This window comes from Pseudomonas sp. NPDC086278, from assembly GCF_050280905.1.
Taxonomy (GTDB): domain Bacteria; phylum Pseudomonadota; class Gammaproteobacteria; order Pseudomonadales; family Pseudomonadaceae; genus Aquipseudomonas.
In genome coordinates, this window is sequence record NZ_JBNNWE010000104.1 from 1 (window position 1) to 22,072 (window position 22,072).

The following is a 22,072-nucleotide window of genomic DNA, read 5'->3' on the forward strand; positions in this document are numbered from 1 at the left end:
GATGTTCCCTCGCTACGGTGTCCATCAGGGGGCATCGCCTACGGTTTGCTTCGCTGCACCTCCTCTCGATGTGTGCGGCTTCGCCGCACGGCGCTACGCGCCTAACCCCCTGATGAACACCTCCGCTCGGCCTGCCGAAGGGGCGAGAGATCAAAAGCAGGATCAAGATCAAAAGCTAGAGCCACAGCAACAGCAAATCTGGAGTGGGGGATCAGGATCGCGTGCAGGTGCGGAAGGCTGGTTGGCTGGCAGGTTGCTTTCGCGAGCAAGCTCGCTCCCACAGGGGATGGAGTACATCCGGGATTGATTGGTTGGTTGGCAGGCCGTCTTCGCAGGCAAGCCAGCTCCCACAGTGGGATGGGGTGCGGCTGGGAGTGATTGGTCGGCTGGTAGGCCGCCTTCGCAGGCAAGCCAGCTCCCACAGTAGGATGGGGTGCGGCTGGGAGAGATTGGTCGGCTGGCAGGCCGCCTTCGCAGGCAAGCCAGCTCCCACAGCAGGATGGGGTGCGGCTGGGAGTGAGTGGTCGGTTGGTAGGCCGTCTTCGCAGGCAAGCCAGCTCCCACAGTAGGATGGGGTGCGGCTGGGGAGTGACTGGTCGGCTGTCAGGCCGCCTTCGCGAGCAAGCCCGCTCCCACAAAAATCAAACGCCGCGTACCCGCTGTTGACCTTCACCACTCATCAGGCCGAGCGTTAGCTCGCCTTCAGCTTTTGATCTGCCCGCCCCTTCGGGAGGCTGAGTGGAGGTGTGCATCTGGGGATCAGGCGCGTAGCGCCGTGCGGCGGAGCCGCACACATCGAGAGGAGGTGCAGCGAAGCAAACCGTAGGCGATGTCCCCAGATGGACACCGGAGCGAAGGAACGCCGAGCCTAGGCGAGGGGCCGGACGCCGGGGCGAGACCTTTTGGTTCCTTTTGGGGCGTTTGCCAAAAGGGACTCGCCGTAAGGGCGAAACCCCAAGCCGCCGTTACCGCAGCAACGGATATGTACACCATCAAAAAATCCCCGCAAAACAGCCTGCGCGAGCAAACCCACTCCCACAGGTTTCGAGTGAACCCTGTGGGAGCAAACCCAGACTCAGGCAAGGCTCTTGCTGACCACCTCAAACACATCCGCAGAAAGCTGCCCAGAAGCGCGAATCCGCTCCAGCTCACCTTTCATCAACGCCTGACGAGCGTCGTCATACTTGCGCCAGCGCGTCAACGGCGCCAACTGACGCGACGCAATCTGCGGATTAAACCCGTTCAACTCAATCACCAGATCAGCCAGGAACCGATACCCGGAACCATCCGCCGCATGGAAATTGATCAGGTTCTGCCCGGCAAATGCGCCAACCAACGCCCGCACCTTGTTCGGATTCTTCATATTGAACGCCGGATGCTGCATCAACTGACGCACACGCTCCAGGCCGCCCGGCAAGGTGCTGCCCGCCTGCACGCTGAACCACTGATCCATGACCAGCGGGTTGTCCTTGAAGTGCTCGGCAAAACTTGCCAGCGCCTTGGCTTTCTCTTCCTCGAACGGCGAATTGACCAGTACCGCCAACGCGGTCAAACGCTCGGTCATGTTGTCGCTGGCTTCAAACTGCTCCAGCGTCGCCGCCAACACTTCGGGCTTGCCGCTCAACATCAAGTACGACAGGGCAATGTTCTGCAACGCACGCCGGGCGAAATGCTCGGCCTCGGCCACGTACGGCGTTTTCTTCGACAAGTCGCGGTTGGCCTGATAGCGCAACCACAGCGCCTCAAACAAACCATCCGCCAATTGCTTGCGAACAAACTCACGGGCGAAGTGAATCGCCTCGACGTCAGCCACTTCGCTGATTTCAGTGAGATACGCCTCGCCCGGCAGCGACAGCATTTCTGCAACCATCGCCTGATCCAGCGTCTCGTCCGACAGCACCGTGCGCAGCGCCGACACCAGACGCGGATCGAGCACCAGTGGCTCGCCCTTCTGGTGATCGGCAATCAACTCTTGCAGCACATGCACCGACAATTGTTGACCTGCATCCCAACGATTGAAGCCGTCGGTATCGTGCTGCATCAGGAACATCAACTGATCGCGGTTGTACGGGAAGCTCAACTTGACCGGTGCCGAGAAACCGCGCAGCAGCGAAGGCAGCGGCTGTTCAGCGATGTCGACGAAGGTAAACGTCTGCTGCGCTTCGGTGACCGAAATCACCCGCGACGTACCCTGAGCACTGGCTTCGCCGGCAAGACGCAAGGCAATGACCGCGCCTTTGGAATCCAGCAGGCCCAGTTCCACAGGAATCACGAACGGCAGTTTTTCAACTTTGTCCGGGGTTTGCGGGCAGCTCTGGCGGAAGGTCAGGCTGTAGGTTTTTGCCGCTGCATCGTAGGACTCGCTGACCGCCAGGCGCGGTGTGCCAGCTTGGCTGTACCAGCGCTTGAATTGGCTCAGGTCGACACCGTTGGCGTCTTCCATGGCTTTGATGAAGTCATCGCAGGTCACGGCCTGGCCATCATGGCGATCAAAGTACAAGTCGCTGCCTTTGCGAAAGCCTTCAGCGCCGAGCAAGGTGTGGATCATGCCGACCACTTCCGAACCCTTTTCGTACACGGTCAAAGTGTAGAAGTTGGAAATCTCGATAAAGCTGTCCGGGCGCACCGCGTGCGCCATCGGGCCGGCGTCTTCGGCGAACTGATGAGTACGCAAATACGCCACGTCCTGAATGCGCTTCACGGTGGCCGAGTTCATGTCGGCCGAGAAGCCGGAATCACGGAACACGGTGAAGCCTTCTTTCAGCGACAACTGGAACCAGTCGCGGCAGGTCACGCGGTTGCCTGACCAGTTGTGGAAGTATTCGTGGGCGACGATTGCTTCAACGCGCTGATGCGCAGCGTCGGTGGCGGTTTCGGCGCGGGCCAGTACGGCGCTGGAGTTGAAAATGTTGAGGCCCTTGTTCTCCATCGCGCCCATGTTGAAGTCGTTGACCGCAACGATCATGAAGATGTCCAGGTCGTACTCGCGACCGTAAACCTCTTCGTCCCAGCGCATCGACTTCTTCAGGCTGTTCATCGCGTGCTGGCACTTGTCGATGTTTTCCGGCTCGACGTAAATGCGCAGCGCCACGGAACGCTCGGTCATGGTGGTGAAGGTGTCTTCAACGCACCACAAATCACCGGCCACCAGCGCAAACAGGTACGCCGGTTTCATGAACGGGTCTTCCCAGGTCGCCCAGTGCCGGCCATCTTCGCCGGGGCCCGAGGCAATCGGGTTGCCGTTGGACAACAGCACCGGATAGCTGTGTTGTTCAGCCACGACCGTGGTGGTGAACTTGCTCATCACGTCCGGGCGGTCGAGGTAATAGGTGATTTTGCGGAAGCCTTCGGCCTCGCACTGGGTGCAGAACATGCCGCTGGATTTGTACAGGCCTTCCAGCGCGGTGTTGGTTTCCGGGTGGATCTTGACGCTGGTGTCGACCGTAAAACTGGCGCTGGTCGGGTGCAGGGTCAGGTGGTTTTCGGTTAGCTGGTAGTCAGCGTCGCTCAGCTCGCTATCCGCCAGGGTCACCGACAACAGCTCAAGCTGCTGACCGTCCAGCACCAGCGGCGGCAGGCCCGGGCCACGCTCGGGATTGCGGCGCATCACCAGTTGCGCATGGACCAGGCTGTGGTCCTCGAACAACTCGAAGGTCAGGTGCGTCTCGTCGATCAGGTACTCGGGTGCCTGATAGTCCTTCAGGTAGATCATCTTCGGTTGTTCGGTGCGCATGCTGGAGTCCTTACTGATGCACGGCGAGTTGATAAGCCGTGTATTTACGAATGTTGATTACGCCGGTGTCGAAAATCAGGTATTGGCCCTTGATCCCCAACAGCGTGCCTTCGGCAATCGGATTCTTGTCCAGGTTGAAGCTGACGATCTTGGCCGGGTATTGCTCGACCGGATAACGGATTTCAAGAGTTTCCACGTCGGCAATGGTCTGGATTGCCTGTAGTCCGAAGCGTTCCTGCAAGGTTTGCAGGCCTTCGGCGCAGTGTTCGAACAGTTGATCGCGAACGTCGGCCAGGTTCACCGACGCCGCTTCACCCTTGAGCAAGGCACGCCAGTTGGTCTTGTCCGCGACCTGACTGCGAAACAGGTCTTCGACAAACCCCGACTGCTGACGGGTGGAGACGCGCATGATCGGCAAGGCTTGACGGGCGCCCTGATCGATCCAGCGAGTCGGCAATTGGGTCGCTCGGGTAATCCCGACCTTTACCCCCGACGAGTTCGACAGGTAGACGATGTGGTCGGTCATGCAGAACTTCTCGCCCCACTCCGGCTCACGGCAGGTGCCAGCGTCGTAGTGGCAACGCTCCGGGCTCATGATGCAGAGATCGCACTGCGCCAGTTTGGTCATGCACGGGTAGCAATAACCCTGGCTGAAACTGGTTTTGGTCTTGCGCCCGCAATGGGAGCAATGGATCGCCCCCAGGTATTCCAGGCGCACCGTGGAACCGATCAACGGATTGACCGGCACCTCGACGTCGTCCAGGCGAAACGCGTATTGCACGTCGCCGCCATCAAGGCGCGCCGACATCTTGCTGATTGCACCGCGGCCAATCTCGATCAATGGATGGCATCCGACTTGAACAGGATGTTCGGCACGCTGATCGATTTCGAACTGCATTCCTGCGGGCCCATGTAACCGGTGCGCTGTTCTTCGGGCAGGTTCTGCACTTCCCAGGCGATCATCGCTTGCAGCGACAGTTCGCGTTGTTCGGCGGTGAGCTTGTTGCCGTCGGACCATTTGCCGATTTCCACCGCCAATTTCAGGCTCTGGTAGATATCGGGGGTGATGTTTTTGATCATTTCGTTAAAAGAGGACATCAAGGTCTCCGCGCTCTTTAATACATAAATTTTTTCAGGCGGCCAGTTTACGGCGGTTGTACAAACCACCCAACAACCCGGTAAAGCATCCGATGAGTAACCCGCTGACGTGGGCCGCGTTGGCGATTTCGCCGAAGCCGATCATCGAGACGAGCCCCGACAGGCACAGCACCAGCCACACCAGCATCATCACCAACACGCCGCGCGGCAGGCGATAAGCCGGGTTTGGCGACAGCAGCTGGAAAATCCAGCAATGCCCAAGCAGGCCGTACAACACGCCAGACAAGCCGCCGAACAAGGTCGGACCGCTGAAATAATACTGGGAGTAGTTGGAGACCAGGCTGAACAGCAAGGTCAGCCCGATCAGGTTGATGCTGCCCTGTCGCGACTCGATGCGCCGCCCCAGCTCCCAATACCACATGCCGTTCATGGCCAGGTGGAGGATGCCGAAGTGGATCAGCATCGGTGTCACCAGACGCCACCACTGCCCCGCCGCGAGGCTGTCGGCCAGTGGCACGAAATGGATGGAATCGCCGACCACGCGAAAATCGAGGAAAGTCAGCCAGCGCATGGTGTCGAGGTTGTCACCCAGCAGGGTGATGGCGCCCACCAGCACACTCAGCAGCAACACGAAACCGGTGGCCTTGGCGTAACGTAATTGCTCGATGAAGCCGGGGCGCCGCGGCGTCTGCGCCACGGGAATGTCCAGTTGCTGATCGGGGTCGCCTGCCGGGAAGCGTTCGTACAGCGCGCGCACGTCCTCGCTGATGTTGTCCGGCACCCACAGCACTTGCTCGCCCGCTTCCTCGCTGACGCGATGCGGCACTTGCATGCGCTGCAACAGTTTGACGAACCCGCTCAAATCCACCGCCAGCGGCAGGCGTAATACGGCCACCGTACTCATTGCAACACCTCCGGCCGTTCGACATCGACCCAGACAAATTTATTCGGATCGAGCCGGGTTTCCTGATCCAGTCGATAGGCGACCAGCTTGCCGTACAGCACTGCGCTGTAATCCAGGCAGGCCAGGTTCGGCCGGATCGGCGCCGGTTTGCCGCTGCGCCAGTAATGGCCAACGAACAGCAACGGCTCGTCCGCGCCGTAACGCAGCAGGGTGGTTTTCTCGGTGGACGACAGCGGCGTGCGCGCCACTGGTTCAGGCAAGGCGTCAGGCTGGAACACAATGTCTCCGTAGGTTTGCGGGTCGTCTTCCCAGAATTTGGTGCGGAAGAACGAGCGCGTCAGGCCGTCGCCGCTGGTCATGGTCTGCCCGTCGGGCAACCGCATGTCGGTGCCGCGCAGCAAGCGATCAAACACGGTGCAGGCGAAACTGCCGGGGACGGCGGAAGCCTGGAGGAAGTGCTCGTCGATGCAGCCATCGGGGAACTGCGCACGCAACGGCTCGATCAACCCGGCATCCCAGCAGGCGTGGACCACGCGGAAACGTCCGGCGTCCACAAACAACGGCAGTTCATAAAACCATTGCTGAAAGTCATGCCAGTCGCCGGGGTGGTCTTCGAATTGCGTCAGGGTTTCACCCAGCAGGCGGGCATGGCGCGGTGTGTGTTCACGCACAAATTGCTTGCCACTGCCCGGCGGCGCCGGCGTGCCCCAACCGAGCGCGTTGAACTCATGGTTGCCCATGATGCACAGCGCCTGACCGGCCGCGACCATGTCGTGGACGATGTGCAGCGCTTCGCGAATCCGTGGGCCGCGGTCGATGATGTCGCCGACGAACACCGCCATGCGCGAGGCATGGCGCCAGACGCCAGCGTGTTTTTGATAACCGAGCCGGTCGAGCAAGTGCTCAAGGGTCAGAGCGCAACCGTGCACGTCACCGATCAGGTCGTAGCTACGCGCGGGATCGAGCATCACTCGCCTCCACCCCCCAAGCGGCTGCCCCAGCCGAGCTTGGTGCGGCACACTTCGTAATAGTTGTGGTCCAGCGGATGGATCAAGCGCAGCTTCTGCGCCTTTTTGCTCACCGTAATGGTGTCACCGGGGGCGCAGGTGAAATGGTTCTGCCCGTCGCACGAGACTTGCGGGTAAATCTGCATGTCCTTGGACACCACGATCTTCAGTTCACTGTTGCCATCAACCACGATGGGCCTGCTGGACAACATATGGGGGTACATCGGCACGATCACAATGGCATCGAGCTTGGGGTGCATGATCGGACCGCCCGCCGACAGCGCGTACGCGGTCGAACCGGTTGGCGTGGCGACGATCAGGCCGTCGGCCTTCTGGCTGCAGACGAACTGGCCGTCGATGTACAGCTCGAACTCGATCATCCGCGTCGATTTGCCGGGGTGCAGCACGACGTCGTTCAGCGCATCGCCCTGGCCGATGGCCTCGCCATGGCGGCGCACTTCGGCTTGCAGCAGGAAGCGGTTTTCCACCAGGTAATGGCCGTCGAGCACCTTGGCGACTTCGACCTCCAGCTCATCAGGGCGAATGTCGGTCAGAAAGCCGAGGCTGCCCCGGTTGATGCCCAGCACCGGGATGTTGTGTCGGGCCAGGGCACGTGCGGCGCCGAGCAGGCTGCCGTCACCGCCGACCACAATCACCATGTCGCACACTTCGCCGAGCATCTTGCGCGACGACGTTTGCAAGCCGTGCCCCGGCAGGACTTCGGCGATGGTGTCTTCGAGGATCACGTGCAGGTGACGATCGAGCAGAAACCGTTTCAGTCGGCGGACGGTATCCAGCACCTGCGAGCTGCCCAGGCGACCGATGATGCCGATATTACGAAATTGCTCCATGGGGCGGGGGTCTCTGCAACGGCGAAAAACCCGATTATGGGCGAAAGCGCAGGATAGACAAAATCCTTTCAGCCTCAAGGAAGGAGTCCGTTTAAGGCTATGCTCGCAAGATGATCCTATTTCCCGATTTGCTGCAGTTGCCTCACCAGTTGCGTCACCCTGAGGTGCGCGATTTGGCGTGGGTCCTCCTCGCGCCGCCGATGCTCGGCGAAACACCGTGGCCGCAGCGTCATCCGCTGGCCGGCAGCGATTGGGTACAAGCTCCGGAACGGCTGGAGCTGTGGCTGCGCCAGCTCGATCGCGACAGCTATGACTTGCTGCATTGGCTGGCGCAGGCCCGGACCCGGCGTCTGGGCCTGTATTACGAGCGCTTGTGGCAATACGCCGTGCGCCATGCGCCGGGGGTCGAACTGATTGCCGCCAACCTGCCGATCCGCCGTGAAGGTCATACGCTGGGTGAGTTGGACATGCTGTTGCGCGATCGCGATGGCGTGCACCACCTGGAGCTGGCAATCAAGCTCTACCTCGGGCCGCAAAATGGCGACGGCCATGACGCCGCGCAGTGGCTGGGGCCTGGTTGCCATGATCGGCTGGACCGCAAACTGGCGCATCTGTCGCAGCACCAGTTGCCGATTTCTGCCCGGCCCGAGAGCCGCGAAGCGCTGGCGGCGCTGGACATCCAGCAGTTCAGCGCACACCTGTGGCTGGGCGGGTATTTGCTGTATCCGTGGCCGGGGCAAGCCGCGCCACCCGCTGGCGCCCATCCGCAGCATTTGCGCGGCAGTTGGCTGCACCAGAAGGACTGGATGGACTTTGTGCAGCAGCGGCCATTCGGTCGCTGGCAGCCCCTGCCCCGCCATGCCTGGCTGGCACCGGCCCATTATCCTGACGAGCAGACCTGGAACATTGAGCAGTTACACGCGTGGCTGAGTGATCTGGAACCGCAGGCACCGGCGCAATTGATGGTGCTGCTGGTCGAGAATGCCGAGGGCGATTGGGAAGAGGCCGAGCGGTTGTTTCTGGTGGCAGATCTTTGGCCGAATGTGCCGGGCGGTGGTTGAGTTTTTGTATTGAATGGTCGGACCTCTTCGCGAGCAAGCCCGCTCCCACCGGTACGACGAATACCCTGTGGGAGCGGGCTTGCTCGCGAATGGGCCGACCCGATCTACAGGGACAATCGCACCGCCAGCGCCGCCAACGTCACCAGCAACACCGGCACCGTCAGCACAATCCCCACCTTGAAGTAATACCCCCACCCGATCCGGATGTTCTTGCGCTCCAGCACGTGCAGCCACAACAACGTCGCCAGGCTGCCAATCGGGGTGATCTTCGGCCCCAGGTCGCTGCCGATGACGTTGGCATAGATCATCGCCTCCTTCACCACGCCGCTGGCCTGACTCGCATCAATCGACAGCAAACCGATCAACACCGTTGGCAAGTTGTTCATGATCGACGACAGCACCGCCGTCAGCAGCCCCGTGCCCATGGCCGCGCCCCACACCCCATAGTGGGCAAACCCATCCAGCCAACCCGCCAGATACCCGGTCAGCCCGGCGTTGCGCAGGCCATAGACCACCAGATACATGCCCAGCGAAAAAATCACGATCTGCCACGGCGCTTCTTTCATCACCTTGCGCGTGGAAATCTTGTGGCCGCGAGCAGCGATGCCCAGCAGCAACGCCGCGCACACGGCAGAAATAGCGCTGATTGGAATGCCCAGCGGCTCAAGGGCAAAACACCCCAGCAGCAAAATCACCAGCACCACCCAACCGGCATAAAACGTTGCCTTGTCATGGATCGCAGTGGCGGGATGCTCCAGTTGTTCAGGGTCGTAGTGCTTGGGGATATCGCGCCGGAAAAACCACAGCAACACCGCCAGCGTGGCCGCGACACTCACCAGGTTGACCGGGATCATCACCGCCGCATAACGGTTGAACGAGATATGGAAGAAGTCGGCGGAAACGATGTTCACCAGGTTCGACACCACCAGCGGCAAGCTCGCGGTGTCGGCAATGAAACCGGCGCCCATCACGAACGCCAAAGTGGCTGCCTTGGAAAAGCGCAGCGCCAGCAGCATGGAAATGACGATTGGCGTGAGAATCAGTGCCGCGCCGTCGTTGGCGAACAACGCCGACACCAGCGCGCCGAGCAGCACCATATACGCGAACAATTTGCGCCCGCTGCCCCGGCCCCATCGGGCCACATGCAGCGCCGCCCAGGCGAAGAACCCCGCCTCGTCCAGCAACAGACTGATGATAATCAACGCCACGAACGTGCCGGTGGCGTTCCAGATGATCTGCCACACAATCGGGATGTCACTCAGGTGCACCACGCCGAAAATCAGCGCCAGCACCGCGCCCAATACCGCGCTCCAGCCAACGCCCAGTCCTTTGGGTTGCCAGATCACCAACGTGATGGTCAGCAGGAAAATCAGCGACGCAATGAGCATGCAGAAGACAACCTTGAAAAAATTCACGGGACTGTAGCAGCTGTCGAGCCCGCGCGGCTGCTACAGACGCCCCGTCAAAGCTTTTTGTGTTGCTCGACCCACTTGCCGTAAGCATTGATGAAGTTCTGCAGGAAAGGTTTCACCGATTCGGACAGTTTCCCGGCCTCGTCGAACGCCGAACCGGCGCCGCCCAGGTACGCTTCCGGTTGCTGCATGCACGGCACATCGAGAAACACCATGGACTGGCGCAAGTGATGGTTGGCGCCGAAGCCGCCGACCGCCCCCGGCGAAACGCTGATGACCGCACCCGGCTTGCCACTCCACGCACTTTTGCCGTAGGGACGCGATCCCACGTCGATTGCATTTTTCAGCGGCGCCGGTACCGAGCGGTTGTATTCAGGGGTGACAAACAGCACTGCGTCGGATGAACTCACTTCTTGTCGGAAAGTGCTGTAGGCTGCCGGCGGTGATGCACCATCGATGTCTTCGTTGTAGAGCGGCAGGTCGCCAATTTCGACGATTTCGAGTTTGAGATTTTCCGGTGCCAGGTCGGCCAGCGCCAATGCCACCTTGCGATTGATCGATTCCTTTCTCAAGCTGCCCACCACTACGGCGATCTTATAGACGTTGCTCATGGAAGATGTCTCGACTGTCGATAGAAAGAATCGGTAGTTATAGATGATGAATCACCCAGCGGGTTGTTGAATGTCACGCCCCTGACTATTTTTTTCCTGTAGGAAAACTTACTTCGCTTAACCACGGTCTACAGAACCGCAAATTGAGTGATTTATCTCCAGAGGTTCTAAACAGATGGCAGCAGTACTCGTCGGTCAGTTCCATGCAAGAGACGCGGAAGGCCGTGTTTATTCCGTGCATGAGTTCCAGGAATCCACCCCGTCGGCAGACGGCCTCACTGGCTCGGAGCCTGTCACCACTTACAAGCTGGCCATTGGCGATCGCGTCAAGAAGCTCGATGACAACCAGTTCCTGTTGATTCAATCGGACGTCACCATCGTGCGCGAACCCGATACTTACGTCGGCAGCCTGCCGGAAACCACCGTCGCCTCATAACCTCGCGTTATGAGCAGAAGTCATATGCGTGCACTTGAGTTAGGATTCAGCCACTGACTCCCTCACCTGCTGAACATGGACTTCACGCATGCGTTTACGTCATATCGAAGTGATCCACGCGCTGTTGCAGACCGGTCACCTGGGCACCGCCGCCGAATGGCTGCAGTTGCCGGTGGCCGAGGTCGAAGGCATTTTGCGCGACGCCGAGGGTCAGTTGGGTTTCATGCTGTTTTCCAGTGTGCGTGGGCGCTTGCAGGCCACGCGTGAGGCGCGCGATTTACAAGTCGAAATCGCCCACGTCTACGAAGCGCTCGAGCCCGTCCAGCGTTTGGCCGCCAGCCTCAAGCAATACCAGGCCCCGCCCCTGCGCATTATCTGCACCCCGCCACTGGCCCAGCAATTATTGCCATACAGCGTCGCTGCACTGCGCCGACGACTTCCCGATGCGCCGTGCACCCTGCTGAGCCAACCCACCCGCGAGATCGTCAGAAGCTTGTTGCTGCGGGAAAGCGACTTGGGCCTGAGCCTGCATGATCCTGAGCACGCCGACATTGCCTGTCAGGTCATCGCCCAAGGCAAACTTCAACTGTTGGCGCCCCATGGCTGGTTGCAACCGAAGCAGAAATACATTTCATTGCAGGACCTGGCAGGCCAGTCGATGGTCGGCCTTGAAGGTCACGACCCGCTGAGCCCGGCACTGGACAACAAGCTGCATGCCCTGCGCCCGGCCCCGGTCATCCACACCCGCGTGCAGACGCATCAGATGATGCGCAGCATGGTCGAGGCTGGCGAAGGCCTGGCGATTGTCGATCCGTTTACCGCACTCGGCGCCAGATCGACCGGGCTCGATGCCTGCCCGTTAGCGCCTGCGATCCCGATCAGTCTCTACGCGCTGACCCTGAAGAACAGCGAGCCTTCAACCGCCGTCCAGGCGTTGCTCGGCATTATTACGGAACAAGCCTTGGCGATGTTATCGAGCTAAGCGGGTTTTCCAGCGGATTATCGAACAAGCGATACCAGAACAACGCTACTTCGGCCGTGTTCGGGTCGATGCCGCGATAGCGCAAATGGTCGATGCCGCCAATCACGTAGCCACAGCGCTCATAGAGCCGGCACGCCCCCAGGTTGTTGTTCTGGGTTTCCAGCATGATGCCCGGCAATTTCTTCTTGCGACTCCAGAACTGCGCCACGTCCAGCAACTCCTTGGCCACGCCATGACGGCGTGCCGGCGCGTGCACCGCCAATTCGTCGATGTGCGCAAAGCCGTTCCAGTTGGTACTGATCACCAAGTGACCGACCGGCTCGTCATCGAGATAGGCCATGAGAATCGCGCTGTCGGCCGCATCGCGGAAGCTGCTGAACTCCTCGGGATCAATGCCGTAGCATTTTCGGTAGGGCGTGATCGGCGTCACCGCCCATTGCTCCACCGGTTTGCCGATTTCAGCGGTGCCGTAGGTGGCGACTTCGAAGCTGAAATCGCTGCCCCAGATGTACGCCGCGAAGCCATCGTCGGCGACTCGCACCGACAGGCCGGGATGCTTGGGATTCATGACCGGTTGCATGCTGGGAAAGGTCCTCATTCCTTGATGCAATCGACGGTGTAATGCCGTCCATTGCCCTCGTCTTCGTGTTGCAATCCATGCACATCGGCGACAAAGCCAGGAAAACTGCTGTCAAACGTGCGGGCAAACGCAAGGTAATCGTTGATCGAGCGGGTCGACTCGGTGAAGCGCTCGCCCGGCATGATCAGCGGAATGCCCGGCGGATACGGCACCAGCATCACCGCCGCGATCCGCCCGTCCAGCGCGTCAATCGACACGGCCTCGACGTTGCCACGCACCAAGTGATCATAGGCGTCAGCCGGCTTCATGGCGATTTCCGGGAGCACGGTGTACATGCGCTTGAGGTGTTTGGCCGTGGCATTGCTGCGATAGCAGGCGTGCAATTGATCACACAGATCGCGCAAGCCCATGCCCTGATAACGCGCGACGTTCTGTTGCGCCACGCACGGCAGGCACGTGGCCAGACTGACGTTGGCGTCGTAGCTGCGCTTGAACTCCAGCAACTCGGTCAACAGCGTGCTCCATTTGCCTTTGGTGATGCCCATCGAGAACAGCACCAGAAACGAATAGAGGCCGGTCTTCTCGACCACCAATCCGCGCTCCCACAGAAACTTGCTGACGACTGCCGCCGGAATCCCGCGCTCACTCAGTGCGCCGCCAGCGGTCAAGCCGGGCATCACCAGGGTGACTTTGATCGGATCGAGCAACACGTAGTCGTCGGTCACGCCACCAAAGCCGTGCCAGTCCGCATCGGGTTGCAGCAACCAGTCTTCGGTCACGACGCGATTGATGCCTTCCACCGAGGGCGGCTGCCAAATGGAAAACCACCAGTCATCCACCGCGATGTGTTGACGCAGATTGGCCAGCGCCCGACGAAAGCTCAACGCCTCGTCAAACATTTCCTGCAACAGCGAACGCCCGGCCGGGCCTTCCATCATCGCCGAGGCCACGTCCAGCGAAGCGATGATGCTGTATTGCGGCGAGGTCGAGATGTGCATCATAAACGCTTCGTTGAAACGGTCGCGGTCCAGTTGCCGCGCGCCACCGTCCTGAACGTGGATCATCGAGGCCTGGCTGAATGCCGCCAGCAACTTGTGCGTGGAATGGGTGGTGAACACCAGCGGGCTGTCTTCGCTGCGGGAAGTGCCCATGCCGTAACGCCCGGCGAAGAACTCGTGAAACGCCGCATAGGCGTACCAGGCTTCGTCGAAATGCAGGACCTCGACGCTGTTGCCCAGACTTTGCTTGATCAGCTCGGCGTTGTAACAGAGGCCGTCGTAGGTCGAGTTGGTCACCACCGCGAGTTTGACCTTGGGTTCGCGGCCCTTGGTCAGCGGGCTGGCGTCGATCTTGGCCTGGATCGATTCGCGGCTGAATTCGCTCAGCGGAATCGGGCCGATGATCCCCAGTTCATTACGCTCCGGGCACAGGTACAACGGAATCGCGCCGGTCATGATGATCGAGTGCAGCACCGATTTGTGGCAGTTGCGATCCACCAGCACCAAGTCATCGCGGGCGACCATCGAATGCCAGACGATCTTGTTGGCAGTCGAGGTGCCGTTGATCACGAAAAAGGTGTGATCGGCGCCGAAATTGCGCGCGGCGCGGGCCTCCGCTTCCGCCAGCGGGCCGGTGTGATCGAGCAACGAACCCAATTCCGGCACTGACACCGACAAGTCCGAACGCAGGGTGTTTTCGCCGAAAAACTGGTGAAACGCCTGCCCCACGGGGCTCTTGTGATACGCAACGCCGCCGCCATGACCGGGCGTGTGCCAGGAATAGTTGGAGTCGGCAGTGTGTTGCACCAGCGCCTTGAAAAAGGGCGGCAGCAAACCGTCCAGGTATTTGCGCGCGGCACGGGCGACTTGTCGGGCCAGAAACGGCACGGTGTCTTCGAACAGATAAAGAATGCCGCGCAGTTGATTGAGTTCAGCCATGGCATCGGCCGGGGCATTTTCCAGCGTGACTTGCTCGCCGAGGGCGAAGATCGGCAGATCCGGCGCTCGCACCCGCGCCAGGCCGATCAGTTCAGCCATGTTCTGTAGTAGATGGGAATTGGTGCTCGCGTCTTCAGCGGCAATCAACATGCAGGAAAGGCCGTGATGGGTGGAGGCAACCAGCCGTCCTTCGGTGTAGTCCACCGCCGACACGATGCTGAAGCCTTCCTGCTCCAGCTCCCGGGCAATGCCCCGCACGCGATCACCGGCGACGCTGTCGGCCTTGATGTCGCGATGGACGATCAACACCGGAAATTTCAAATCTTTATACATGAGGCTCAGTGTCCTGAGGCGGCAGGTTGTGGCCTGCCAATTACCTCAGGGTAGAGGGTTGAAGCGCATGTGGCGAGTGCCGATGCCCCGAAGCGGGTCAGGCGATGCACCATCATGTGGCCATCAATTCAGGCCTGGGCCTTGGCCTCGACCAGTTGTTGCCACAGCGACGGCGCGCCGGCGGATTTGGCGATGACCTCCAGACGAGCCATGTGTTGCGCCAGATCGTCTTCGCTCGCGCGGATGATTCGCGTCGGCTGTCGATCGGCCGGCAAGCGACGGATTTCGGTAGCCGAGTTGTCCGCGCCCTCCCCGGAACCGTTGCCGTCGGACGCATTACCCGCCAACGACAGGCTGGTCTGGCCGCCGGTCATGGTCAGGTAAACGTCGGCGAGAATCTCGGAGTCGAGCAAGGCGCCGTGCAGTTCACGGCCAGAGTTGTCGACGCCATAACGCTTGCACAAGGCGTCGAGGCTGTTGCGCTGACCGGGGTGACGTTCCCGGGCCATCAGCAGGGTGTCGAGGATCGAGCAATGCTGCGTAATGTCAGCGCGATCGTGCCGGCCCATCAGCGCGAATTCGTTGTTGATGAAGCCAACGTCGAACGCCGCGTTATGGATGATCAACTGCGCGCCCTTGATGAACTCGAAGAATTCATCAGCCACTTCAGTGAAACGCGGCTTGCCCACAAGGAATTCGTTGGTGATGCCGTGGACGCCGATGGCGCCTTCGTCACTCTCGCGATCCGGTTGCAGGTAGACGTGGAAATGCCGGCCGGTGAGGCGCCGACCGATCAACTCGACACAACCGATTTCGATAATCCGGTGGCCATCGGTCACCGGCATGCCGGTGGTTTCGGTATCGAGTACAACGGATCTGGTGGCCATCAGTGCTCAGCTCTCAACGGGGCAATCGTGCAAAAGCGGCGATGTTAACACGCTCGCCGGGGTGTTTCAGTCAGACCGTGGCGCTTCATTCGCGAGCAAGCCCGCTCCCACATTTGATCTCCATCGCCTGGAGATTCTTTGGGAGCGAGCTTGCTCGCGATTGGCATGACCCGAAAATCAAGCCTGCTTGTACCCGCGCACTTCATCGACGCCACGGTTGGCCAACTGGTCGGCCCGTTCGTTACCGTGGTGGCCAATGTGCCCGCGCACCCACTTCCAGGTGACGTTGTGGCGATTGACCTGTTCGTCCAGCAGCTTCCACAAATCGGCATTTTTAACCGGTTCTTTCGCCGCTGTTTTCCAGCCGCGTTTCTTCCAGTTGTCCATCCATTCATTGATGCCTTTCATCACATATTGCGAGTCCGTGACCAGCAGCACGTCGCAGGAGCGTTTGAGTTCTTCCAGGCCACGGATCGCACCCATCAACTCCATGCGATTGTTGGTGGTGTTGGCTTCGCCGCCCCACAGTTCCTTTTCAACGCCCTTGCACACCAGCAACGCGCCCCAGCCGCCTGGGCCAGGGTTGCCTTTACAGGCGCCGTCGGTGAAGAGTTCTACGCTATCGCTCATGCCAATCTATCCAGAAAATGCGCTGGCTCGCCGATCAGTGATCGACGATGCCCGAGGCCGGGACACGCCCGACCGGGAATATAAAAAAGGTTTACGGCTCGATATCGCGGCGATTGACCTTGGCCATCGGCAGAGGAATCAGTTTGCCCATCGGCTCGCGGCGCTCCTGGCGCAGCGGACGCAGGCCGACCACGATCTTGCGCGCCACCAACAGATAGAAGCCGCCGCCAGACAATTGCCAATCACCGGCCTTGCGCTCCCAACCGGCCAATCGGGCCTGCCAGGCGGGGGACGCCAGCGGCGGACGATAGCACCCGAAGCGGCGTTTCTCCAGCGCGAAGCCCAGCAGATTCAGCCAGTCGCCGACGCGCGAGGGGGATATGCAACGGGCCTTGCTCAAGGCGTCATGAGCAAAGACATGCCGCAAACCCCACGTGCTCCAGGGATTGATCCCGACGATCAGCAGATGCCCCCCGGGGCGCACGCTGCTCGCCGCTTCACGCAGCAAACCGTGGGGTGAGAGGCAGAAATCCAGACCATGTTGCAACACCACCACGTCGGCGGCGTGCTCGCTCAACGGCCAGGCCTGCTCTTCGCAGACGATCTCGACACCGGGCAGCGGCGCACCGAGTCGCACATTGCGTTGCACCTGCGGCGCCGACGGTGGCGTCTGCGCCGACGGTCCGTAATGCACCAGATAACCGCCGAAGAAGCGCCCCAACTCGTCTTCAAGCATGCGCCGCTCTTCGTCCAGCAGAAATTGCCCGATCGGGCCGGACAGCCATTCACGGGCCGCGCTGATCAATGTCAGCCACTCGGGGTCGGCCTGAGCGAACGCTTTATCGGTCATTGCATTTCTCCAACGCGCCAGGAAGTTCTAAGATGCGCCAATGTTTTCCGCTTGGCGAATCCGACGATGATACAGATCAGTGCCCTGCCCGCCTTCACCGACAACTACATCTGGTTGTTACAAGACCATCGCACCCAACGCTGCGCCGTGGTCGATCCGGGCGATGCCGCACCCGTGCAAGCGTGGCTGGCGGCGCACCCGGGCTGGGTGTTGAGCGACATTCTGATCACTCATCACCATCACGATCACGTCGGCGGCGTCGAGCAACTGAAAAAAGCCACGGACGCGACCGTCTACGGCCCGGCCAGTGAGGCCATCCCGGCGCGGGACGTGGCACTCAAGGACAACGACCGCGTCAGCGTGCTCGGCTGGGACTTCGACGTCTATGCCGTTCCCGGTCACACGCTGGGACATATTGCCTACTACCACCATGGCCTGCTGTTCTGCGGCGACACCCTGTTTGCCGCCGGTTGTGGACGCTTGTTCGAGGGCACGCCGGAGCAGATGCACACCTCGCTGTCCCGCCTCGCCGCGCTGCCCGAAGACACGTTGGTTTACTGCACCCACGAATACACCCTGAGCAACCTGAAATTTGCCGCGGCGGTCGAGCCAGACAATCAGGACACCGCCGCGCGCCTGGCCAAAGTCACCCGGCAACGCGAGGAAGGGATCATGACCCTGCCTTCGACGCTGGCACTGGAGCAACTCACCAACCCGTTTTTGCGTACCGGCGAAACATCCGTTAAAGAAAAAGTGGACGAACGGAATGGCCCCGGTATCCGGGCGCCGAGTGAGGTTTTTGCGGCCTTGCGAGCTTGGAAAGATAAGTTCTAAGCAGGCTATCTATTGGTACAAAAATTCTGAATGGTTGACCGCAGGGGGTACGCTTTCTAGAATCCCCCGACATTTTTGCCCGGAACTTACTTCCAGCCAATGTCGTCATCTATTAGTAAAGCCATCAATTCAGACGCATTGACCCGCCTGGCTCAAGCCATAGCGGTGGCTGTGTCCGCCACGTTGGCGGGCTGTTCAAGCCATGTGCCGCAGACCGAAGCGACACACACTCCGAATATCGCCGCCCGAGCGAAGCAGAAACCGATCTGGCTCAGCGAAAAGCCAAGCCCGCAAATACCTCAGGACGTCTGGGAGCGCATGCGCCAGGGCTTCCAGCTACAGGACGGGCTGGGCGTCAACCCGCGTATCGAGCAACAGCGCCTGTGGTTCGCCAGCAATCCGTCCTTCCTCGAAAACGCCGGCGAACGCGGCAGCCTCTACATTCACTACATCGTCGAGCGCCTTGAAGAACGCAACATGCCGCTGGAACTGGCGCTGCTGCCAGTGATTGAAAGCGCCTACAACCCGATGGCCTATTCCCGAGCCGACGCGGTGGGGCTTTGGCAATTCATTCCTTCCACCGGCCGTTACTTCAACCTGCGCCAGACCCGTTTCTATGATGGCCGTCGCGACATCACCGCCTCGACCACCGCGGCCATGGACTACCTGACCCGCCTGCACGACATGTTCAACGGCGACTGGCTGCTGGCCCTCGCGGCTTACAACGCCGGCGAAGGCACGGTCAGCCGCGCCATCGAGCGCAACGAAAAGCTCGGCCTGCCAACCGACTACTGGAACCTGCCGCTGCCGGCCGAAACCCAGGCGTACGTGCCGAAGTTGCTGGCCCTGTCGCAAGTGGTGCTGTCGCCTGAAGCCTACGGCGTGAACCTCAACCCGATCGCCAACGAACCGTACTTCCAGGTCGTAGAGATCAACCAGCGCATGGACCTGTCCAAGGTTGCCGCGGTGGCCAACATCGACGAAGACGAACTGTTCCAGCTCAACCCGGCCTTCAAACAGCGCACCACCATTGATGGTCCGCAGCATTTGCTGGTGCCAACGTCCAAGGCGCAACTGCTGACGGCCAGCCTCTCGACCATGCGTCCTGAAGAACTGATCAGCAAGAAGCCGCTAAAACCGGTCTTTGAAGGCGCAGACGAGTCGGAACTGGCCAGCCTCAAACGCGCTTACCGCGTTAAGCGCGGCGATAACCTGGCAGCCATCGCCAAGGCCAACAAGGTCGACGTCAAGGACCTGCAACGCTGGAACAAAATGACCGGCAAGAACCTCAAGGTCGGCCAGACCCTGGTCATGCAGGACACCACCAAGCGCAAGAACGGCCGGGTCAACACCGTCGTGGCGTCGAACAGCAAAACCACCAGCAAGGCTGACAAACAGAAGCCGCAGACCCAGTACAAGGTCCAGCAAGGCGATTCGCTGTATATGGTCGCCAAACGCTTCAATGTCGAAATGCAACACCTCAAGCGCTGGAACCCGCGTGTTGGCCAAGCGTTGAAGCCTGGACAGATGCTCACGGTTTCCTCCCCGCGTTAAAAATCAGCCCCTGGATTCAGGGGCTTTTTTTTGTTTGTGATTTGAGGGGTTTTGTGGATTTTATGGCTCTTGTGGCGAGGGGGCTTGCCCCCGTTCGGCTGCGTAGCAGTCGCAAAGCCTGCTGGTATGGTTTTACTGAGGGAATGCTGGGGGCCGCTTCGCAGCCCAACGGGGGCAAGCCCCCTCGCCACAGGAAAGCCCCCTCACCACAGGCAAACCTCCTTGCCATAGGCAGCCCCCTTGCCACACGCAAGCGCACTCGGCCAGGTTCGGCGCCCTGGCGGCTCCGCACTTGGCGATTAACAACGCATTACCCCCCTGTCTTTTTCCTGTCGATACAAGCTGTTACTGTACGGGCCACAAAGCCCAAGCCGCCTGGATCGGATCTCTGACTTGAAGCGTCCCCTCCTCCTGCTCCTGATCAGCCTGGCCTTGAGCCCTTGCGCCAGCGCGACGATCAGCGAAAGCCACGGTTATGCGCAATTCGGCACGCTCAAGTACCCGGCCAGATTTACCCACTTCGACTGGGTCAACCCGCAAGCGCCCAAGGGCGGTACGTTGCGGGTGATGGCGTTTGGCACCTTCGATACGCTCAATCCGTACACCTTCAAGGGCACCAGCCCGGTGACTACGGCCAACTTCCTGCAATACGGCATCAACGAGCTGAACGAACCGCTGATGGTTGGCACCGGCCAGTACGCACCGTCCGGGGATGAACCGACCTCCAGTTACGGCCTGATCGCCCAATCCGTGGAATACAGCGAAGACCGCAGTTGGGTAGTGTTCAACCTGCGTCCCGAGGCACGGTTCCACGACGGTTCGCCCATTACGGCCTACGACGTGGCGTTTTCATACCGCTTGCTGCTCAAGGAAGGCCATCCGCAATATCGCACTAACCTGCAGGAAGTATTGCGCGTCGATATTCTCAACCCGCACCGCATCCGTTTCGTGTTCAAGCGCGCCGGCAACCCGCTGCTGATTCTGCGCTTGGGCGAGTTGCCGGTGCTGTCGCAGCATTACTGGAAAGGTCGCGATTTCCAGGCCACCACCTTCGAGCCGCCGCTGGGCAGTGGACCGTACCGCATCACCTCGGTTACGCCGGGCCGGCAGATCGTCTTCGAACGGGTCAAGGATTACTGGGGCAAGGACCTCGCGGTCAATCGCGGCAAATACAATGTCGATCGCATGGAAGTCGAGTTCTACCGCGACAGCGACGTGGCGTTCGAAGCGTTCAAGGCGGGCGAGTTCGACATCTACATCGAGCATCAGGCGAAAAACTGGGACAACGGCTACAACTTTCCGGCCGTACGCCGCGGCGACGTGATCAAGGCGCAAATTCCCCACCAGATCCCGACGCAGAGCCAGGGTCTGTTCATGAACACGCGGCGTGCGACCTTCTCCGAGGTCAAGGTCCGTGAAGCGCTGGGGCTGATGTTCGACTTCGAGTGGACCAACCGCACCCTGTTCAGCGGCGCCTACAAACGGGCCATGAGTTACTACCCCAACAGCGAGTTCTCCGCCAGCGGCCTGCCGGTCGGCCATGAATGGTTGATGCTCAAGCCGTATCGCGAACAACTGCCCGCCAGACTGTTCACCGAGCCGTTCAGCCTGCCGCAGACCGACGGGCGCGGCATCCCCCGGGAAACCTTGCGCAAGGCCTTGGGCCTGCTCGCCGAAGCCGGCTGGAAGCTGAATGGGCAACGGGTCGAAAACGCCAAGGGCCAACCGCTTCGGTTCGAGATCCTGCTGGTCAACCCCAACCTGGAACGCATTCTTCAGCCCTACGTCGAGAACCTCGCCAGCATTGGCATCGACGCACGGCTGCGCACGGTCGATCGCGCGCAGTACAAACAGCGGCTCGATCAGTTCGATTTCGACATGATCCTCATGACGCTCAACCAGACCCTCAGCCCGGGCCTGGAGCAATGGCAGTATTTCCATTCCAGCCAGGTCGGGGTCAAGGGCAGTAAAAACTACGCCGGCATCGCCAACCCGGTGGTCGATCATTTGCTCGAACAACTGCTGGCCGCGCAGACCCGCGACGAACAAGTCGCCGCTGGCAAAGCCCTCGACCGGGTATTGCTGTGGCAGCACTACATCGTGCCGAACTGGTACCTCAATTATCACCGCCTGGCCTACCGCAACCGGTTCGCCTTCGTCACCACGCCGCCCTATACGCTGGGCCTGAGCGCGTGGTGGCTGAAATCTTCGGAGAAAGATCAATGAAACCCATGCGCGCCCTGCTGTTGCAGGCCAGCGGTCTGCTGTTCGCCGGGCTGGCGTAGACAACAGCACCTCCAAACTCAACGGCAGTTATGTGCGCCAGGCTTGGCAAAACGGGATGGCACTGCAAGAAGCCAAAGGCTTCAACC

19 protein-coding genes are annotated in these 22,072 nt (G+C 60.4%); 6 read left to right on the forward strand and 13 right to left on the reverse strand.

The genetic code is table 11. The annotated features are described in order from the left end of the window. Positions 1–1,075: 1,075 nt before the first annotated feature. The 6 genes from pepN to ACQKP4_RS24390 are packed head-to-tail and all read right to left on the reverse strand — an operon-like array spanning position 1,076 to position 7,593. Positions 1,076–3,733, reverse strand: coding sequence for an aminopeptidase N (pepN, locus tag ACQKP4_RS24365; RefSeq protein WP_427636300.1), 2,658 nt, complete (start codon positions 3,731–3,733; stop codon positions 1,076–1,078). 10 nt (positions 3,734–3,743) lie between these two features. Further along, positions 3,744–4,574, reverse strand: coding sequence for a DUF2797 domain-containing protein (locus ACQKP4_RS24370; RefSeq protein ID WP_427636302.1), 831 nt, complete (start codon positions 4,572–4,574; stop codon positions 3,744–3,746). Further along, on the reverse strand, positions 4,571–4,831 hold the full coding sequence (locus ACQKP4_RS24375) for a YeaC family protein (protein WP_427636304.1): 261 nt from the start codon (positions 4,829–4,831) through the stop codon (positions 4,571–4,573). Before ACQKP4_RS24375 ends, ACQKP4_RS24370 begins: the two co-directional genes overlap by 4 nt. Positions 4,832–4,865: 34 nt before the next feature. Next, the gene (locus ACQKP4_RS24380) at positions 4,866–5,735 is read right to left on the reverse strand and encodes a rhomboid family intramembrane serine protease (RefSeq protein WP_427636306.1); all 870 of its coding nucleotides are present in this window, start codon (positions 5,733–5,735) and stop codon (positions 4,866–4,868) included. Continuing rightward, positions 5,732–6,706 (reverse strand): metallophosphoesterase, encoded by a 975-nt coding sequence (locus ACQKP4_RS24385; protein WP_427636308.1) that lies wholly within the window; start codon positions 6,704–6,706, stop codon positions 5,732–5,734. The genes ACQKP4_RS24380 and ACQKP4_RS24385 overlap by 4 nt, the downstream gene beginning before the upstream one ends. After that, positions 6,703–7,593, reverse strand: a complete 891-nt coding sequence (locus ACQKP4_RS24390; RefSeq protein WP_427636310.1) for an NAD(+) kinase — start codon at positions 7,591–7,593, stop codon at positions 6,703–6,705. The genes ACQKP4_RS24385 and ACQKP4_RS24390 overlap by 4 nt, the downstream gene beginning before the upstream one ends. A gap of 110 nt (positions 7,594–7,703) precedes the next feature. Here ACQKP4_RS24390 and ACQKP4_RS24395 point away from each other — a divergent pair, with 110 nt between their 5' ends. After that, the gene (locus ACQKP4_RS24395; protein ID WP_427636314.1) at positions 7,704–8,654 is read left to right on the forward strand and encodes a DUF1853 family protein; all 951 of its coding nucleotides are present in this window, start codon (positions 7,704–7,706) and stop codon (positions 8,652–8,654) included. Between the two features lie 104 nt (positions 8,655–8,758). On the opposite strand, the gene ACQKP4_RS24400 is transcribed toward ACQKP4_RS24395, so the two are convergent. Beyond that, positions 8,759–10,042 carry an arsenic transporter gene (locus ACQKP4_RS24400; protein WP_427636316.1) on the reverse strand — a complete coding sequence of 428 codons (1,284 nt, stop codon included), beginning with the start codon at positions 10,040–10,042 and terminating at the stop codon, positions 8,759–8,761. Positions 10,043–10,116: 74 nt separating this feature from the next. Beyond that, the gene (locus tag ACQKP4_RS24405; protein WP_427636318.1) at positions 10,117–10,677 is read right to left on the reverse strand and encodes an NADPH-dependent FMN reductase; all 561 of its coding nucleotides are present in this window, start codon (positions 10,675–10,677) and stop codon (positions 10,117–10,119) included. A 175-nt stretch (positions 10,678–10,852) separates the two neighbouring features. On the opposite strand from ACQKP4_RS24405, the gene ACQKP4_RS24410 reads away from it, so the two are divergent. Then, entirely contained in the window at positions 10,853–11,113 is a 261-nt protein-coding gene (locus tag ACQKP4_RS24410; RefSeq protein WP_427636320.1) for a hypothetical protein, read from the forward strand. Positions 11,114–11,201: 88 nt separating this feature from the next. Beyond that, positions 11,202–12,095 (forward strand): LysR substrate-binding domain-containing protein, encoded by an 894-nt coding sequence (locus ACQKP4_RS24415; RefSeq protein ID WP_427636322.1) that lies wholly within the window; start codon positions 11,202–11,204, stop codon positions 12,093–12,095. Here the strand turns inward: ACQKP4_RS24415 and ACQKP4_RS24420 are convergent. The 5 genes from ACQKP4_RS24420 to ACQKP4_RS24440 all read right to left on the reverse strand — a co-directional run bounded on the left by ACQKP4_RS24420 (position 12,061) and on the right by ACQKP4_RS24440 (position 17,312). Next, complete coding sequence (locus tag ACQKP4_RS24420) at positions 12,061–12,675, reverse strand: GNAT family N-acetyltransferase (protein ID WP_427636324.1); 615 nt, start codon at positions 12,673–12,675, stop codon at positions 12,061–12,063. The genes ACQKP4_RS24415 and ACQKP4_RS24420 overlap by 35 nt on opposite strands. 14 nt (positions 12,676–12,689) lie before the next feature. Continuing rightward, a complete protein-coding gene (locus ACQKP4_RS24425; RefSeq protein ID WP_427636326.1) occupies positions 12,690–14,945 on the reverse strand; it encodes an Orn/Lys/Arg decarboxylase N-terminal domain-containing protein in 2,256 nt (751 codons plus the stop codon). Between the two features lie 128 nt (positions 14,946–15,073). Further along, positions 15,074–15,832, reverse strand: coding sequence for a DNA polymerase III subunit epsilon (dnaQ, locus tag ACQKP4_RS24430; protein WP_427636328.1), 759 nt, complete (start codon positions 15,830–15,832; stop codon positions 15,074–15,076). Between the two features lie 177 nt (positions 15,833–16,009). Next, positions 16,010–16,462 carry a ribonuclease HI gene (gene rnhA, locus ACQKP4_RS24435; protein ID WP_008028618.1) on the reverse strand — a complete coding sequence of 151 codons (453 nt, stop codon included), beginning with the start codon at positions 16,460–16,462 and terminating at the stop codon, positions 16,010–16,012. Positions 16,463–16,553: 91 nt separating this feature from the next. Then, positions 16,554–17,312 (reverse strand): class I SAM-dependent methyltransferase, encoded by a 759-nt coding sequence (locus ACQKP4_RS24440; protein ID WP_427636331.1) that lies wholly within the window; start codon positions 17,310–17,312, stop codon positions 16,554–16,556. Positions 17,313–17,378: 66 nt separating this feature from the next. Here ACQKP4_RS24440 and gloB point away from each other — a divergent pair, with 66 nt between their 5' ends. The 3 genes from gloB to ACQKP4_RS24455 all read left to right on the forward strand — a co-directional run bounded on the left by gloB (position 17,379) and on the right by ACQKP4_RS24455 (position 21,926). Further along, the gene (gene gloB, locus ACQKP4_RS24445) at positions 17,379–18,146 is read left to right on the forward strand and encodes a hydroxyacylglutathione hydrolase (protein ID WP_427636333.1); all 768 of its coding nucleotides are present in this window, start codon (positions 17,379–17,381) and stop codon (positions 18,144–18,146) included. Between the two features lie 99 nt (positions 18,147–18,245). Continuing rightward, entirely contained in the window at positions 18,246–19,700 is a 1,455-nt protein-coding gene (locus ACQKP4_RS24450; RefSeq protein WP_427636335.1) for a transglycosylase SLT domain-containing protein, read from the forward strand. 411 nt (positions 19,701–20,111) lie between these two features. Then, complete coding sequence (locus ACQKP4_RS24455) at positions 20,112–21,926, forward strand: extracellular solute-binding protein (protein WP_427636337.1); 1,815 nt, start codon at positions 20,112–20,114, stop codon at positions 21,924–21,926. Positions 21,927–22,072 lie beyond the last annotated feature (146 nt).